This is a genomic window from Campylobacter coli (assembly GCA_039516895.1).
GTDB lineage: Bacteria > Campylobacterota > Campylobacteria > Campylobacterales > Campylobacteraceae > Campylobacter_D > Campylobacter_D coli_B.
Genome location: CP154437.1, coordinates 63,719 through 79,080, shown reverse-complemented (window position 1 = coordinate 79,080; position 15,362 = coordinate 63,719). Strand labels below are relative to the sequence as shown.

Sequence of the window (15,362 nt, the reverse complement as noted above, 5' to 3'; positions counted from 1 at the left end):
TTGTAAATCTTATTTTACAAGGTGGCAAAGATGATTAATGGTATAAATTCTTATTCAAATTATAATTACACAACCACTTTAAACAATAATACTTCAAATACAAAATCATCTAATGTTACAAATGATAACTCAAGCCTTGTAAGCGATAAATCTGGGGCAGTAAGTAAAATACTAGGCTATGGCGTAGATAAAGACGGATACTTTACAAGTGATTTTAACGAAGCTGCAGGCTTACCAAAAGATTATAAGATTTATGCTAAAGATATAGAAAATTTTGTTAATATTCAAACAAAAAGTCTATTATCAAGTTATATTAATATTGATATAGCAAAAAGTATAGGAAATGCTTATAAAGTATTTTCACAACTTTTAAATGATGAGTTAAACAATAAAATCAATTTTACAAAAGAAGACTTAGTAAAAATACCACAAGGTTTCGAATTTAATCAAAATACTTTGGAGATAAATAAAAAATATAATTTAAATGATAAAGAGTATAAAGATTTTATGTCTAATTATCAAAATTACTCTCCGACTTCCCATAATATAAAAATAATGACTTTTTTCTCACTTGATGATAAAAGTGATATTTTTAAATATTCTTTAATAGATCCTACTCCTTATAGTAATAATGATAAAACTATAACAAAAAGTGGTATTTTTATGACTTTCTTTACTGGATTTCAAGCAAAAAACTATTTTATCGAAGGACAAACAAGTATTTTAGGCAAAATGCAAGGATTTGATAAAACTATGAGTCAAAGTGAAATTGATAATTTAAACAAATTCATAAGTGAAAATAGTATGAATTTTAAAGGAAATATTTTTAAGCTTTTTGATTTATTAAATTCAGATATGAGCATTGATGATTTTAAACAAAAAATACTAGAACAAAAAGAAAATTTAAACAATCCTACAAAAAATACAAATAACAAAGAAACTTCAGAAGAAGACAAAGAAAAACCTTTTAAACCTATACAAGCGCAAAGTTCAAGCGAAACCTACAAAGATGATAATAAAATGAATGAGCTTTTAAAAAAGCTACTAGAAACTAAATTTGGCACAAGCGATGAGCTAGAAATTCTTTTTGGTATGAAATTTAGCGATGATGCAGGAGAATTTAATAAAATTCTTTCTTTAAATTCTACACCAAAAAGTATAGATATTAAGGCTTAAAAATATAAAAATTTAAATTATAAAAAGGATTAAAAATGATAGGTATCAACTCAACTTTCAACAACCCCTTTGTCAATCTTAATATTAAAAACAATAACAACTCTTCCTTAAATTCAAATACTAATGTAAAAAATTTACAAGATACAAAACAATACTCTAAAACAAGCAATAAAGTTTTGGATTATGAAATAGATAACGAGGGTTATTTTACAAGTGATTTTAACGAGAAAGCAGGAATTCCAAAAGATATAAAAATTCATTCTAGTACTATGGAAAATTTTATTAAGGCTCAAAATAATGGAAGTTTAAAAAGTTATGCAAATATCAATATTGCAAAAACCGTGGGAAATGCTTATAAAATAGTTTCTCAACTTGTAGAAAAAACTCCCCAATTAAAAGGGAAAAGTAACTTTTCAAAAGAAGATTTAGCAAATTATTTTCCACAAAACTACCTAATAGATAAAAACACTTTAGAAGTAAAACAAACTTTTTCTTACGAAGAAATGAAAGACATTATCGCAAAAGGTGGATTTAAAAATATTAACGAGAATGAAAAATTAAGTCCTAGTTTTTTTAATTTTGACAATACAGATGAAAAATCAGAACTTTTACCTTTCAATCCTGATATTTTACATAGTGCTAAAAACACTGCTTTATCTTGGGATACTAGTGCTGATAAATATACAAATAATGATGGCTCTATTACTATGGGTGGTTTATTAATAGGTTTTTTATCTAACAATGTGAATACTGGAGTAACCGCACAACCTTTAATTGCTGGCGAAACAACCATATGGGGAAAGTTACAAGGGCTTGATAATTCTTTAAGCGAAAATGAAATTAAAGAACTGAATAATAAACTTAGCAATACTTATTTTTCAAATTTAAGCGATGCTTTTGCATTGCTTAATGGCACAAGTGATATTAAAGAATTTGAAAATAAATTAAATAGTTTAAATCAAAATAATAAAACAAATTCAAATAATTTTTTAGAATGGGTGCAACAAATCACCAAGGAACATCAAAAATCTTTATTTGAAATTCTAAAACAACCAGATAATATTAATAAAATATATTTATTGATAAATATAGACATAAGGGCTTAAGGCATTCAAACTTTATGATTTTATATAAATTTAAATGAGCTTATTTGAAACCTACATAAAGAACTTATTATAAATTTTTAGCTAGAATGAAATTTATTTTATCTAAAGGTTGCAAAATGGATACGAAAATAAGCCAAGATTTAGAAAAATTTGCTAATATACCAAACCTAAAAAATGCCATAACTTTTTTTGGTTCTGCAAGATTAAAAGAAGATAGTTTTTATTATCAAGAGGCCAAAAAATTAGCTAATTTATGTGTAGAAAATGGCTTTTGTGTCGTTAGCGGCGGAGGTGGAGGCATTATGCGCGCGGCTAATGCTGGCGCTGCCAAATGTAAAAACGATGCAAATTTTATAAAATCGGTAGGTTTTAATATACTTTTGCCTTTTGAGCAAAAATTAAACGATTTTGTAGAATATAACATAACTTTTGAGAGCTTAGCCATACGCAAAATGGCTCTTATTGAAAAGAGTCTAGCTTTTGTGATTTTCCCAGGCGGCTTTGGAACACTTGATGAATTGTGTGAAGTACTTACACTAAAACAACTTGGATTTAAAAACAATGTTCCTATTATCTTGTTTGGGAGTGAATTTTGGCAAGGCTTTGATGAGTTCGTCAGAAATTCTTTGCTAAAACTTGAAGTCATTTCCAAAGGAGACGAGTTAAAGTATGAAATCACTGACGATTTAGATTATATAATCAATACTTTAAAGGAACTCTAATGAAAATTCTAGTCGCTATGAGTGGTGGGGTCGATAGCACAGTCACTGCTTATAAACTCAAAAATGCGGGGCATGAAGTTATAGGCTGTTATATGAAACTTCATGGCAAACCTAATTATCATGAAGAAAATATCAAAAAAGTAGAAAAAGTTGCCAATTTCTTACAAATTCCTTATCATGTTTTAGACTTGCAAGAAGACTTTAAAAATAAAGTTTATATGCCTTTTGTAGATACTTACAAAGAGGGCAAAACGCCTAATCCTTGTGCTTTATGCAATCGCTTTATTAAACTTGGAAAACTCTTAGAATTTGCTAAAAGTTTGGGCTGTGAAAAGCTTGCTACGGGACATTATGCAAGACTTGAAAACAATCTTATCCGCACAGCTGTTGATGAAAGCAAGGATCAAAGCTATTTTTTAGCCAGTGCGGACAAAGAAGCTTTAAAATACCTCATCTTTCCATTAGGTGAAATGAAAAAAGAAGATGTGAAAAAATTTGCTTCTACCATAGAAGTTTTAAAATCATTTGCAACTCAAAAAGAAAGTTCTGAAATTTGCTTTGTTGAAGATACTTATGTGCAAGTTTTAGATCAATTTATGGATACTAAAATTCCAGGAGAAGTACTAGATAGTAGCGGTAAGGTTGTAGGAAAACACGAAGGCTATATGCACTATACCATAGGCAAAAGACGCGGTTTTGAAGTGCGCGGGGCACACGAACCGCATTTTGTTTTAAAGATCAATCCTAAACAAAATCAAATCATCGTTGGCACCAAAGAAGAATTAAAAATCAATGAATTTAAACTCAAAAATATCAATCTTTTCATCGATGCAAAAGAACTTGATTGCGAAGTAAAAATCCGCTATAGATCAAAATCTACCCCATGTAAAGTCATTATAAGTGATGATAAAAGCGCGAGCATTTCTTTAAAAGAGAGTGTTTATGGCTTAGCAAGTGGGCAAATGGCAGTATTTTACGATGATGACAAAGTCATTGCGAGTGGGTTTATAGAATAAGACTTATCAAAGCTTTAAAAGCTTTGATAAGATTTTAATAAAATCCCAAAAATTTCCACCATACAAGTCCAACAAGTATCATTACGGTTATATCTATCACTGAAATAACAAATCCTACGGACCACCATTTTTTAAGACTTACATAACCTGTTCCAAAAATAACTGGAGCTGTTCCTGTTGCATAATGCGTTAAGGCCATCATAACATTTCCTGATGCTATCATAATAAAAGCATAAAGAAGTGGTGGAGCCCCTAAAGCAAGTCCTGCACTATAAAATACAAAAAACATAGCTGAAATATGTGCTGTGGTTGAAGCAAAGAAATAATGCGTATATAAAAAGGCAAGGCTTAAGAAAATCATAATAGAAATTTCACCAAGTCCCATAGCAGAGGCAAATTCACCCAAAGCTTCAGCCAAAAACTGCGTTACGCCGAGCTTTCCAAGCAAAGTTGCCATCATTACAAGGGCTGAAAACCATACTAAAGTATTCCAAGCAGCTTTTTCTGCTAACACCTCACCAAAAGTCAAAACTCCGCTTACTAAAACCAAAGAAAGACCGAGCAAAGCAACACTTGTAGCATCAAGAGAAATTCCAAAAAGAAAGCCCAAAGCCCCTGCCCATAAAAGCAAAAGCAATACAAAAACACCTAGCATAATCTTTTCACTACCCTTCATAGCACCAAGTTCTTCTAACTTACCCTTTGCAAAAATCTTAGCATTTGGGGTTGATTTAATCTCTGGTGGAGAAAGAAAATAAATCACCAAAGGCATTAAAAGCATAGCCGCTATGCCAGGTAAAAACATACCTAAAGCCCATTGTCCCCAAGTTAAATGTACTTCTAAATTTGTAGCTTGAGCGACCAAATCAACAACTAATGGATTTGGAGCAGTGGCTGTGATAAACATTGCCGAAGAAATAGGATTGGCTTGGAAATTCACCAAAGAAAGATAAGTGCCTATTTTATTTTGTGTTCCATCTTCAGGAGTGGATTTAAAACTTCTTGCGATAGCCTGAACTATAGGATTGATTATCGCGCCCGCTCTTGCTGTATTTGAAGGAGTTACAGGAGCTAAGATAGTTTCACAAAATGCGATCGAATACGCAATACCTAAAGTTTTCTTACCAAAGATACTGATAAAATAATACGCCAAACGCTCTCCAAGTCCTGTTTTAATAACTCCACGAGCTACAATGATAGAAACTACTATGAGCCAAATTAAAGAATTAGAAAATCCACTTAAAGCATCCTTAATACCTGTTTTTGATTTTAAACTTGATATTGCAGTATTAACTTTTTCATCTATATCTTTTTGAGACATAAATTCAAGAGCTAAAGAGTTTAGTGCTGCGATCTTGCTCTCATCAACAAGCTTTTGTGTAGCAACTTTTGAAGTCGCTTTTGCATAAAGTTTGCTTAGGCTATCTATTTGATATTCTATGTTTGAATTAGATTTTAAAATCTCATTTACTTTAGGTTCTAAATTTTTAGCCACATTTGCTTTGATGAGATTTTCCAACACGCTAGCTTGCGATTTTTTATCCATAGCAACTTTATAGATATTGGAATTATCTTTTAAGACAATGGCTTCAAGAGTTTTTATATGCGTAGCACGAACAGAACTTTGAGTAGTCGTGATTCCGCTTAGTGCGACAATAGCAATAGCTATCATACACACAGCTCCTAAAGGCATCACTTGTAAGATGACCGCCATAATCACCGCGATAAAAAGTCCAAGAAAATGCCAAGAATTCTCCTCTAAACCTATAGGAGTAGGGATTATCCAAAATGCAAGTGCGATAAGGATGCACAATATAAGCATGGGAATTTTCTTTTTCTCCATTTATCCTCCTTTGTTGTATTAAAATTGTTAAATTTTAATTCAAAAATTATTAATTAAATCTTAAAAAAATTTTGCCAAAGTCTTGAAATTCTATACCAAGAATAAAAATATTTAAGAGATATAAAAAGGAAGTTTAAATGAAGTAAACCCTTTCCCAGATGGCTGCGGCACACACTACAATCAAGTGCTCTGCTGTGTTCCCACCCTGAAGCGGTGCTTAAAAATAGCATTGCACAGGTCTAAGAAAAGGCGATGAAAATTATATCATACTAGGCTTAAAAAGTCTTGAGTTGTAAAAATTAAAAATTTGTATAAATATGTAACAAATACAAGTTAAATTTAAAAAATTAAACACCATCTTTAAAGACATAAAATAAGTTTTTATAAAAATTTATAAATTCAATGAAAGCTTTAATGCAAATCAAGCAAGATTTAACGCGCTATATAAAAAAGATTTATCGAGTTGAAAATTGATATAAAAATAATAAGCATTAGCAAAAGATAATTCCTAAGAATTATCTTTTCATATTGATAGCTTTTTGTATCATTTGATCACTTGTAGTGATGCTTTTAGAACTTGCATCAAAAGATTTTTGAGTTGCTATAAGATTGGATAATTGAACACTCAAATCAACATTAGATTGTTCTAAAAATCCACCCTTAAATTCAGCTGTATTGATCACTTGTCCATCTTTCATGATAAAACTAGCATCTCCGCTATTGGCTGTTGCAGCAAAGATATTATCACCCATAGCAGCCAATCCTTGCTCATTGATGAAATTATACAAAGCAAGTTTTCCTACTATGGCGGCTTTACCATTGCTAAATTGTGCGACTATGCTACCATCATCTGATATGCTGTATTGATCAAAAAACCCTTCAGCCACACCATCTTGCTGTGTAACTATATTTTTTGCAACCCCTTCTTTGATATAAATTCCACTATAGCCTGAACCTGGTTTGTTTGCGTCATAAGGAGTGCCTAAATCTATATTGATAGTCCCGCCGTTTGGATTTGCAATACTTGTGATATTGTTTTGAAGCAAGGCTCCATTTTTATCAAAAACCATACTTCCTTCAGTTGGATTGCCCACCGCTTCGCCATCAGAATTAAAAATTTGCGCGATAGCTTTATATTGTATATTCTCGCCCTCTTGAGGCAAAATTCTCTCAAGCGTAAGCCTAAGAATACTTTTACTGCCATCTGCATTATAAATGGAAGATTCTAAAATATCTTTATTGGCCTTTTGCTGTTCTGTTGAAATTTGTGCTGTTTCAAGTTTTATACTATTAGGATCTAAACCTTTTAAATCAAGCTCATTACTTGTAAAATTCAAATTTTCATCCAAAGTAGCTTCAAAACTTGTCTTTACTCCATTATCATCGATAAAATTTAAAAGTATTCTATCGCCTGCCTTAGCGCTAAATACATCTTCTTTACTTACGCTACCGCTAACTATATACTTTCCATCTTCAGTCTTTTGGACATTAAATTTCGCAGGATCAAGATCGACTTTAACCACTTCTGTTGTTGCATTCGTATTTAAACTTCCACTCCATTTTACATTTTGAGTTACTTGCGGAGGCAAATACATATTAACAGGAACTTTAATCACTCCTTGTGAAGCCGTTGTCCCTATATTAAAAACGTCATTTGAATTTACAGTAAAACCACTATTTACAGGAGTTCCTGTGTTAAGATAATCCCCCATAAGTCCTGCAACTCTATCACTATAACTCACTCCAGCAAAAGCAGGATTCATAGTTCCTAAAACAAAATTCCCATAAGAATCCACTAAATTGCCAGCAGCATCTCTTCTAAAGGCTCCATTTCGAGTATAATAAGCCTCTCCATCAGCTCCTAAAACACCAAAAAACCCTTTTCCTTGAAGCGCTACATCAAATTCGCCCTCACTTGCCACAGGCGAACCTTGCTCAAAAACAATCTGAGAAGAAGCCGCTCCCGTTCCATAGCCCCCTTGAGTAGGATTGGTGGATTGAGATGTGATCGTGCTATAAAAAATATCCTTAAATTGAGTAGTAGAATACTTAAAACCCATAGTATTGACATTTGCGATATTGTTAGCAGCAACATCTATATCAAAACTATTAGTTTTAACTCCTGAAAGTCCGTTATAAAATGAAGTCATCATGGCTTATGCCCTCTCTTCGCTCTCACTATCTTCTGTAGTTCCTGATGAGCCTCCACTTGAATCACTTCCTGAACTACCACTTCCAGTGCTAGAAGAAGAGCTTAATTTATAATCAGTAATTTCTGTTATAGCGTCAAAAGGAACTTCTTCGCCTGCCATCTTTGCATAAGCTAAACCTTCTTTAAAAATGATTCCTTCGATAGGGTAAGTACCATAATTTGCAGTGATTTTTTCGCCATTTTTATTGTTATAAACCATTTTAACAGTATACTCGCCATCGCCTGCATAAACGCCATCATTATTTCTTCCTGGCCATTCCATTGTAAAAAGTCCTTGAGAAACAGATTGCTCGCCACTTTTTTCGCTAAATACTAGCTTGTTATTGCTGTCATATACTTCCAAAGTAACTCCATTTTCATCAGAATCTTCAGGCAAATACATTTTAAGCGCGATAATCTCATCTGAACCCGTAAGCTTGATTTTATTATCCGAAACAGTTGCCATCTTTCCTATGGCTCCGATAGCTGAAGTACTCATACTTGTGCTAAAAGAATTTGAAAGCAATTGCATAGTTTCAACCATTTTTTGCATAGTGGTATTTGTATTTTGCTGCATCTCAAGTGCTGATAATTGAGAAGTTTGCGTAAGCATTTTATCACTATCCATAGGATCAGTTGGATCTTGATGCTGAAGCTCGATTAAAAGAAGTTTCAAAAAGGCATCTTTATCAAGAGTTGCATTTGGATTAGAAGCAAGACCTGAACTACTAGTTGAACTTGTATCTGAAGTAGTGTTTGTGCTAGTGGTAGTAGCGGTATTGGTATTTGTGTTTGTATTTGTGTTTGTATTTGTGTTTGTCATAGTCCAATCTGATGAAGTTAACATTATAAACTCCTTTTTATATTAAGTCTTTTTTTTAATAAAAGCAATAAGTGTTCCAATTTAGAAATACTTAGCCAAAACAAGCTCTAGATTTACCTTTTCATTTTCGGTTTTCCCTTCTAAAGCATCTTTAAAACCATATCCACTTCGATTTTTACCTTGATTTTGATTTTGCTCTCTTTTTCCTTGATCGCTAAAATTCATTTCAAGTCCTGTAAATCCCATATTTACAAGAGAATTTTTAAATTCAGCTTGATTTTGGATAAATAAATTCATTGCATTGGTATTGGAATTAAAATTGATATGAAGATTATTTCCTCTTTGTACCAAAGTCACCTCAACTTCTCCAAGGTTGTGAGGATTTAGCGTGATACTAAGCTTGGTGATTGGGGCTTTGTATTGCTCCATTGCTGCTTTTAAATCCTGCGAAAAATGTTGTAAGGTTTCCTTAGGAGTGATATTTTTAGTATTGTTTTGTGAAATTTTATTTAAATCCTTTACTAAAGAATTTAAATCATCTAAAGGATTTTTTTCGGTATTCTCACTCTGTATTTTACCTTGCTCTTGTGTATAATTTTCTTTATTAGTGTAGTGAGTGAAATTTGTATTATCTTTATTGGATACAAATTGAGTTTTGTTTAAATTTTCAAAACTAACTTTTTGCTCTGTGAAATTTTGCTTGATGTCTTTTAAGGTATTGTCTTTAACGCTCGATTTATTGTCTTTATTGAGATTAAGATCCTTTGGATTTAAATTTAAACTCAAATTTTGAGAATCCCTTATATTTTCTTTATTGGAAGTTTTGTTAAAATTTGTATTTTCATTCTTAACTTGTTCTTTAGGATTTTCACTTAGATTATTATTTTTATCCAACGCTTGATTTAAATCTTTTGTATTTTTGATATTGTTTGTTTCTTGATTTAAACCCTCTTTGTTATTAAGAGGCTTTTCTTGCACTGATGCCTTATTATCTTGCAAGATTGTCTTTTCTTGTGTCGATACTTTCTCTTGTGGCATTGTCTTTTCTTGTGTTGATACCTTCTCTTGCATTGGCAATTTATCTTGTGTGGTATTATTTTTACTAGGTGTCAAATCTTGCGCATTAGCTTTATTTGTATTTTTTAATTCTTTATCATCTTTTTTTAAAGGTTCATTTAAAAGTGTATTTTTATCATTTTTAAGTTCTTTGGTGTGTTCTTTGTTTTGCACCTCTTGATTTGGAAGTTTTTTATCATTATTGGTTAAATTTTCTTGATCAAGTTCTTTTAAAGACTCGCTATGGTTTAAATTTTTAGAAGTATTTTTTAATTCTGTTGTTTCGCTATCTGTTTGAATTTTAACATTATCATTTTTGATTTCGGCTTTGTCTTTTTTTTCATTTTTACTTGAAATGATAGCATCTAAATTTTTTAAAGTTTGAGAAAGCAAAGAAGTATCATCTTTGGATTTTATATTTTTAGAATTTTGATTAAGATTAGCGTGCGAAGTGTGATTTAAATTTTGCACATTTTGATTTAAATTTTTACTGATATGGGCAAGTTTATTGTTTATAATCTCTTTAAAAACATTATCCACTGCACCCTTAAAGAAATTAGCCTTATCTAAATTTGGAAAAGTAGCCTTAAGATCTAGCAAACGATCTACTTTGATATTTTTTACATTCAAACCCAAATCTTTAGCTATATTCAAAAGCTCGCTAAGATTGCTTGCACTTTTTAGGGCATTAAAATTAGCTTCTGTTTTTACAAGTTGAGAAAGCTGGGTGGAAAGATTGGCAAGTTTGATATCGGCTGTATCTGCTTTTAACTTATCAAGCAAAGATAAAATTTGCATAAAAGAGGCGGATTCAAAAATACTTATTTTATCACTCTCGCTAAAAACCCCATTTTGTAATTTATCCATAGCTTCATTAACAACTTCTTTTTGACTGATTTTCATATGATCAGGCAAAAACTCATTTGTTTCTTCGATAGAATTGAGTAAAGAATTTAAAAAACTCTCTGTATCATCTTGTGTTGTATTGTCAGATTTTTTTAAATCTTGCTCTTTAGTTTTACTCGATGAACTATGGGTTGTATTTGTCTTACTTGGAGTAAGATTTAAGATGTCATTACTTGGGGTCAAATTTGACATGATTGTTCCTTAATTATTTTAAAAATTGACTTGACGCTAAATGAGGAAATTTTTCTTTCAAATAAGCATTCTCATATACTTTGATCATCTTATCTTCATTTAAAGCAACTAAAATATCCAAAAGCTCTTCTAAATTTTGAGCATTGGTAATTTTTTCAAGATTTTCTTCATTTTCCAAAAGCTCTGTAAGCTCGCTTGATATTCTTGCCATTTTTTCATTTTGATTAGATTTTAAAGTTTCTAAAAGATCTAAAACTTGAAGCAATACTTCACTTTTTCTGTTGATTAATTGAGTATCAAGCTCTATAAAAAACTCTGTATTTAATGGTTTTGACATTTTAACTTCCTTTTTAAAAATGATATCTAAGCAAATTAGAAGCAAGAAGCGTTCCAACTTTTGCTTTTTGAAAAATTAAGCAAAAGTTCTATATAATTTTGGCTTTGAATTTAAATTTGGAGAGTATCTTGGAAAATATTAGAAATATCGCAGTTATAGCCCACGTTGACCATGGTAAAACTACTATGGTAGATGAACTACTGAAACAATCAGGTACTTTTAGTGAAAGAGAACAAATTTCAGAACGCGTTATGGATAGTAACGATATAGAAAAAGAACGCGGTATCACCATACTTTCAAAAAACACAGCTATCAATTATAAAGGCACAAAAATCAACATCATAGACACTCCAGGCCACGCCGATTTTGGTGGAGAAGTAGAGCGTGTTTTAAAAATGATCGATGGGGTTTTACTCTTAGTCGATGCACAAGAAGGCGTTATGCCACAAACTAAATTCGTAGTTAAAAAAGCCCTATCTTTAGGACTTAAACCTATAGTTGTAATCAACAAAATCGACAAACCAGCTGCTGATCCTGAAAGAGTAATCAACGAAATTTTCGACCTTTTTGTAGCCTTAGATGCAAACGATGAGCAACTTGACTTTGCTATCGTTTATGCTGCAGCAAAAAATGGTTATGCTAAGCTTGATCTAAACGATGAAAGCGACAATATGGAGCCTCTTTTTAAAACCATACTCGAACGCGTTCCAGCACCAAGCGGTACAAATGAAAATCCTTTACAACTTCAAGTCTTCACTTTAGGATATGATAACTTCGTAGGTAAAATAGGAATTGCTAGAATTTTCAACGGCGTTGTGAAGAAAAATCAAAGCGTAATGCTTGCAAAAGCCGATGGCACTAAAGTAAATGGTAGAATTTCAAAACTCATCGGTTTTATGGGTTTAGAAAAAATGGATATAGAAGAAGCAGGCAGTGGCGATATCGTTGCGATCGCAGGTTTTGAAGCTTTAGATGTGGGCGATAGCGTTGTAGATCCAAACAATCCTATGCCACTTGATCCTTTACACATCGAAGAACCAACCTTAAGCATAGTATTTTCAGTAAATGATGGTCCCTTAGCAGGAACCGAAGGAAAGCATGTAACTTCAAACAAAATCGCTGAACGCTTAGAAGCTGAAATGAAAACCAATATCGCGATGAAATACGAAAGCACAGGCGAAGGCAAATTTAAAGTAAGCGGTAGGGGCGAACTTCAAATCACTATTTTAGCTGAAAATATGCGTCGTGAGGGCTTTGAGTTTTGCATGGGAAGACCTGAAGTTATCGTAAAAGTTGAAGATGGGGTTAAGACAGAACCATTTGAACATTTAGTTATCGATGTGCCTGAAGAATTTAGTGGTGCAGTGATAGAAAAGCTTGGAAAAAGAAAAGCTGAAATGAAAACTATGGCACCTACAGGCGATGGACAAACAAGACTTGAATTTGAAATTCCTGCACGCGGACTTATAGGCTTTAGATCTCAATTTTTAACCGATACCAAAGGCGAAGGCGTAATGAACCATAGCTTTTTAGAATTCCGCCCTTTCAGTGGTGCAGTTGAAAAGCGTAACAATGGTGCTTTGATCTCTATGGAAAATGGCGTGGCTTTGGGGTATTCTTTGTTTAACCTTCAAGAACGCGGCGTGCTTTTCATAGAACCTCAAACCAAAGTATATACAGGGATGATTATAGGTGAGCACTCTCGTCCAAACGACTTAGATGTTAACCCTATCAAAGGAAAAAATCTTACCAATGTAAGAGCAAGTGGAAGCGATGATGCGATCAAGCTTGTACCGCCTAGAAAATTAAGCCTTGAAAGAGCTTTAGAGTGGATAGAAGAAGATGAACTTGTAGAAGTTACACCTCAAAATGTGCGTGTTCGCAAACGCTATCTTGATCCAACTCAAAGAAAAAGAATGGAAAAAGCAAAATCTTAATGGACTTAAAAAGCTTAGAAAATAGAAGACTTTATATACTTAAACGCTTAGGAATTTTAAAATTCTTAAGCATTATAGAAGCTTTACTTGTAGGCTTTTTAGCCTTTGTTTTTACAAAAGATATTTTAATAGCCATCATCCTTGCTGTGTTTGTAGGCATTTTTTTCTTTCGCTTTACAGCTAAAAAACTCAAACTTGCAAAAAAAGAATTAGAATTTGATGCTTTGAATTTATTTTTGCGTCGTTTTGGGGCTAAATTTAGAAAAGAAAGTTTAAGCCAAAAAGATTTTTTAAAACTAGAACTTAGCGAAAATTTAAAGGACTTTAAAAGCCAAAATTGCTTTGAATTTAAAGAATTTAAAATTTATGATATCCATTTCATCGATGAAAACAAACGCTTTTTTTGTGGAATTTTGCTTGAAATTTTAAAGCCTAGCAAAAATCCTAGTTTTGAAGATGAAGAGAAAATTTATGTTAAATTACAAGATAAAAATTTCACTCTAAATCATATCTTTTCTAAGGACAATCACTATCTCATCGCTACCCTAAAAAACCCTTTTTTCATAGACTTAAAAGAAAGCCTAGAAAAAAATTTCAAAAATTTAGAAAACAATCTCAAGCTAATAGAAGAAAAAATCATCAAAATTTAATCCTCATCTTTTGCCAAATTTTCCAAGCTTTTAAGTCCTTCTTCGCCTATCAAATTCCCGCCTTGCAAGTCGCTAAATATAGCATTTAAAGAACTCACTATGGCAGTAGAATTAAAGCTTAAATTTTCTATGGCTCTTTCTCTTTTTTTCCATATATTTTGCAAGGCTCTTTTTTCTGCTTCTAGCTCTTCTTTCATATTTTGATAAGTTTTGAGTATAAAGGTGATTTGAGTGTTAAATTCCTTAGAATTTAGGTATTCGTATAAGATATGGTTTTTCTCATCTTTGTTTTGCAAAGCATTTTTGAGCTTGTAAGCATTGACTATGCTTTCTCTAAGCACCGCCAAAACACCTTTAAATTCAGCAAAAGTGCAGATTAAAATCCCCTCTTTAAAATGCGTTTTTTGCTTTTCTTTAGGCATGGTTTTGGTGATTAAAACCGCTATATCACTCTTAGCAGCTATGCTGTCAAGCTTAAGCTTGTCAATCCATTCTTTATTAAACTCTTTAGTGCGTTTGCTCTCATACAAAATACTACCGCAAATATTGCCAAAGCTGTCTTTTACGATATGCAAACAATCCGCCCCATTTACACCCTTTGGCACTTCTTTTACCTCATCGCCGATGTATTCGTTTTGGATGTATTCTTCTATGAGTAGTTCTGCTGCTTCTCCTTGGAGTTGCTGTGAGCCTTGCTCTATCCTGCGTTGTGCGTCCTCTAGCTTTTGAGCTACGCTTTTAAAATTTGTTTCTAATTCTTTGTATTTTAACTCCTGCTCTTGAGTGCTTTTTTGAAATTCAAGACGCATCTTATCTCTTTCAAATTCCAAATTTTTACTTTCTTGCTCTTTAAATTCTTTAAAAGCTTCTTCTTTAGCTTGAAATTTCAGTCTTTCTTCGTTTTCTTTTTGCTCTCTTTTTAGTCTTTCATTTTCAGCTTTTACGCTTAAGAATTCGGTGAGTTCTTTGCTCTTTTTTTCTAATTCTTCTTGCATGATTTTCATCTCATTTTCATGCTCTTTATTAAATTTTTCGCTGAATTCTTTTTGGAAATTTTGCCTTTGTGTTAGCAATTCTTGCTCGAATTTTTGTTTTTCTAAAAGAAGTTTTTGGCTTACTTGCTCGCTTATGAGTTTTTCTTGCTCTAGCTTTTGGGCTTTTAAGTCGTTTAAGGCCTTGATGTACTCGGCTCTTTTGGCATTTACCTCATCTTCAAATTCTTTTTTTTGCTTGAGCATTTCTTGCTTGGCTTTGTCTAAAATTTGAGCATATAAAGCAGTGCTAATATCGATAAAACTTCCACAACTTGGGCATTTGATTTGCTCGTTTTGATTAAAATTTGGCATAAAGACTTCCTTGAGAATTTTTCTATAAATTTAACATAGAAAAACAAAGATTATTCTAAGA

General features: G+C 32.2%; 12 protein-coding genes and 1 other RNA gene. 6 read left to right on the top strand and 7 right to left on the bottom strand.

Annotation, left to right across the window (positions count from 1 at the left end):
- Positions 1–30 precede the first annotated feature (30 nt).
- From AAID94_00285 to mnmA, 4 genes are all read left to right on the top strand, one after another.
- Entirely contained in the window at positions 31–1,176 is a 1,146-nt protein-coding gene (locus AAID94_00285) for a hypothetical protein (protein XAK23997.1), read from the top strand.
- 35 nt (positions 1,177–1,211) lie between these two features.
- On the top strand, positions 1,212–2,282 hold the full coding sequence (locus AAID94_00280; protein XAK23996.1) for a hypothetical protein: 1,071 nt from the start codon (positions 1,212–1,214) through the stop codon (positions 2,280–2,282).
- 116 nt (positions 2,283–2,398) lie between these two features.
- A complete protein-coding gene (locus tag AAID94_00275; protein XAK23995.1) occupies positions 2,399–3,004 on the top strand; it encodes a TIGR00730 family Rossman fold protein in 606 nt (201 codons plus the stop codon).
- Positions 3,004–4,020, top strand: a complete 1,017-nt coding sequence (gene mnmA, locus AAID94_00270) for a tRNA 2-thiouridine(34) synthase MnmA (protein ID XAK23994.1) — start codon at positions 3,004–3,006, stop codon at positions 4,018–4,020. Before AAID94_00275 ends, mnmA begins: the two co-directional genes overlap by 1 nt.
- Before the next feature lie 34 nt (positions 4,021–4,054).
- On the opposite strand, the gene AAID94_00265 is transcribed toward mnmA, so the two are convergent.
- From AAID94_00265 to AAID94_00240, 6 genes are all read right to left on the bottom strand, one after another.
- Complete coding sequence (locus tag AAID94_00265; protein ID XAK23993.1) at positions 4,055–5,863, bottom strand: DASS family sodium-coupled anion symporter; 1,809 nt, start codon at positions 5,861–5,863, stop codon at positions 4,055–4,057.
- 148 nt (positions 5,864–6,011) lie between these two features.
- Positions 6,012–6,109, bottom strand: an RNA gene (ffs, locus tag AAID94_00260) — signal recognition particle sRNA small type.
- A 269-nt stretch (positions 6,110–6,378) separates the two neighbouring features.
- On the bottom strand, positions 6,379–8,016 hold the full coding sequence (locus AAID94_00255) for a flagellar hook-basal body complex protein (GenBank protein ID XAK23992.1): 1,638 nt from the start codon (positions 8,014–8,016) through the stop codon (positions 6,379–6,381).
- Between the two features lie 3 nt (positions 8,017–8,019).
- A complete protein-coding gene (locus AAID94_00250; GenBank protein ID XAK23991.1) occupies positions 8,020–8,901 on the bottom strand; it encodes a flagellar basal body rod modification protein in 882 nt (293 codons plus the stop codon).
- 57 nt (positions 8,902–8,958) lie between these two features.
- Positions 8,959–11,031, bottom strand: a complete 2,073-nt coding sequence (locus tag AAID94_00245; GenBank protein XAK23990.1) for a flagellar hook-length control protein FliK — start codon at positions 11,029–11,031, stop codon at positions 8,959–8,961.
- 13 nt (positions 11,032–11,044) lie between these two features.
- Positions 11,045–11,368 (bottom strand): hypothetical protein, encoded by a 324-nt coding sequence (locus tag AAID94_00240; protein XAK23989.1) that lies wholly within the window; start codon positions 11,366–11,368, stop codon positions 11,045–11,047.
- 128 nt (positions 11,369–11,496) lie between these two features.
- Here AAID94_00240 and typA point away from each other — a divergent pair, with 128 nt between their 5' ends.
- The gene (typA, locus tag AAID94_00235) at positions 11,497–13,305 is read left to right on the top strand and encodes a translational GTPase TypA (GenBank protein XAK23988.1); all 1,809 of its coding nucleotides are present in this window, start codon (positions 11,497–11,499) and stop codon (positions 13,303–13,305) included.
- Positions 13,305–13,955: a poly(A) polymerase gene (locus tag AAID94_00230; GenBank protein XAK23987.1), complete on the top strand. Its 651-nt coding sequence runs from the start codon at positions 13,305–13,307 to the stop codon at positions 13,953–13,955. The genes typA and AAID94_00230 overlap by 1 nt, the downstream gene beginning before the upstream one ends.
- Here the strand turns inward: AAID94_00230 and AAID94_00225 are convergent.
- A complete protein-coding gene (locus tag AAID94_00225; protein XAK23986.1) occupies positions 13,952–15,301 on the bottom strand; it encodes a DUF2130 domain-containing protein in 1,350 nt (449 codons plus the stop codon). The two genes, AAID94_00230 and AAID94_00225, sit on opposite strands and share 4 nt — an antisense overlap.
- Positions 15,302–15,362 lie beyond the last annotated feature (61 nt).

What these genes read in the sequence shown, in the direction of transcription:
- AAID94_00285 (XAK23997.1), top strand. Translation starts at nt 31, where the DNA reads ATGATTAATGGTATAAATTCTTATTCAAATTATAATTACACAACCACT.
- AAID94_00280 (XAK23996.1), top strand. Translation starts at nt 1,212, where the DNA reads ATGATAGGTATCAACTCAACTTTCAACAACCCCTTTGTCAATCTTAAT.
- AAID94_00275 (XAK23995.1), top strand. Translation starts at nt 2,399, where the DNA reads ATGGATACGAAAATAAGCCAAGATTTAGAAAAATTTGCTAATATACCA.
- mnmA (XAK23994.1), top strand. Translation starts at nt 3,004, where the DNA reads ATGAAAATTCTAGTCGCTATGAGTGGTGGGGTCGATAGCACAGTCACT.
- AAID94_00265 (XAK23993.1), bottom strand. Translation starts at nt 5,863, where the DNA reads ATGGAGAAAAAGAAAATTCCCATGCTTATATTGTGCATCCTTATCGCA.
- AAID94_00255 (XAK23992.1), bottom strand. Translation starts at nt 8,016, where the DNA reads ATGATGACTTCATTTTATAACGGACTTTCAGGAGTTAAAACTAATAGT.
- AAID94_00250 (XAK23991.1), bottom strand. Translation starts at nt 8,901, where the DNA reads ATGTTAACTTCATCAGATTGGACTATGACAAACACAAATACAAACACA.
- AAID94_00245 (XAK23990.1), bottom strand. Translation starts at nt 11,031, where the DNA reads ATGTCAAATTTGACCCCAAGTAATGACATCTTAAATCTTACTCCAAGT.
- AAID94_00240 (XAK23989.1), bottom strand. Translation starts at nt 11,368, where the DNA reads ATGTCAAAACCATTAAATACAGAGTTTTTTATAGAGCTTGATACTCAA.
- AAID94_00230 (XAK23987.1), top strand. Translation starts at nt 13,305, where the DNA reads ATGGACTTAAAAAGCTTAGAAAATAGAAGACTTTATATACTTAAACGC.
- AAID94_00225 (XAK23986.1), bottom strand. Translation starts at nt 15,301, where the DNA reads ATGCCAAATTTTAATCAAAACGAGCAAATCAAATGCCCAAGTTGTGGA.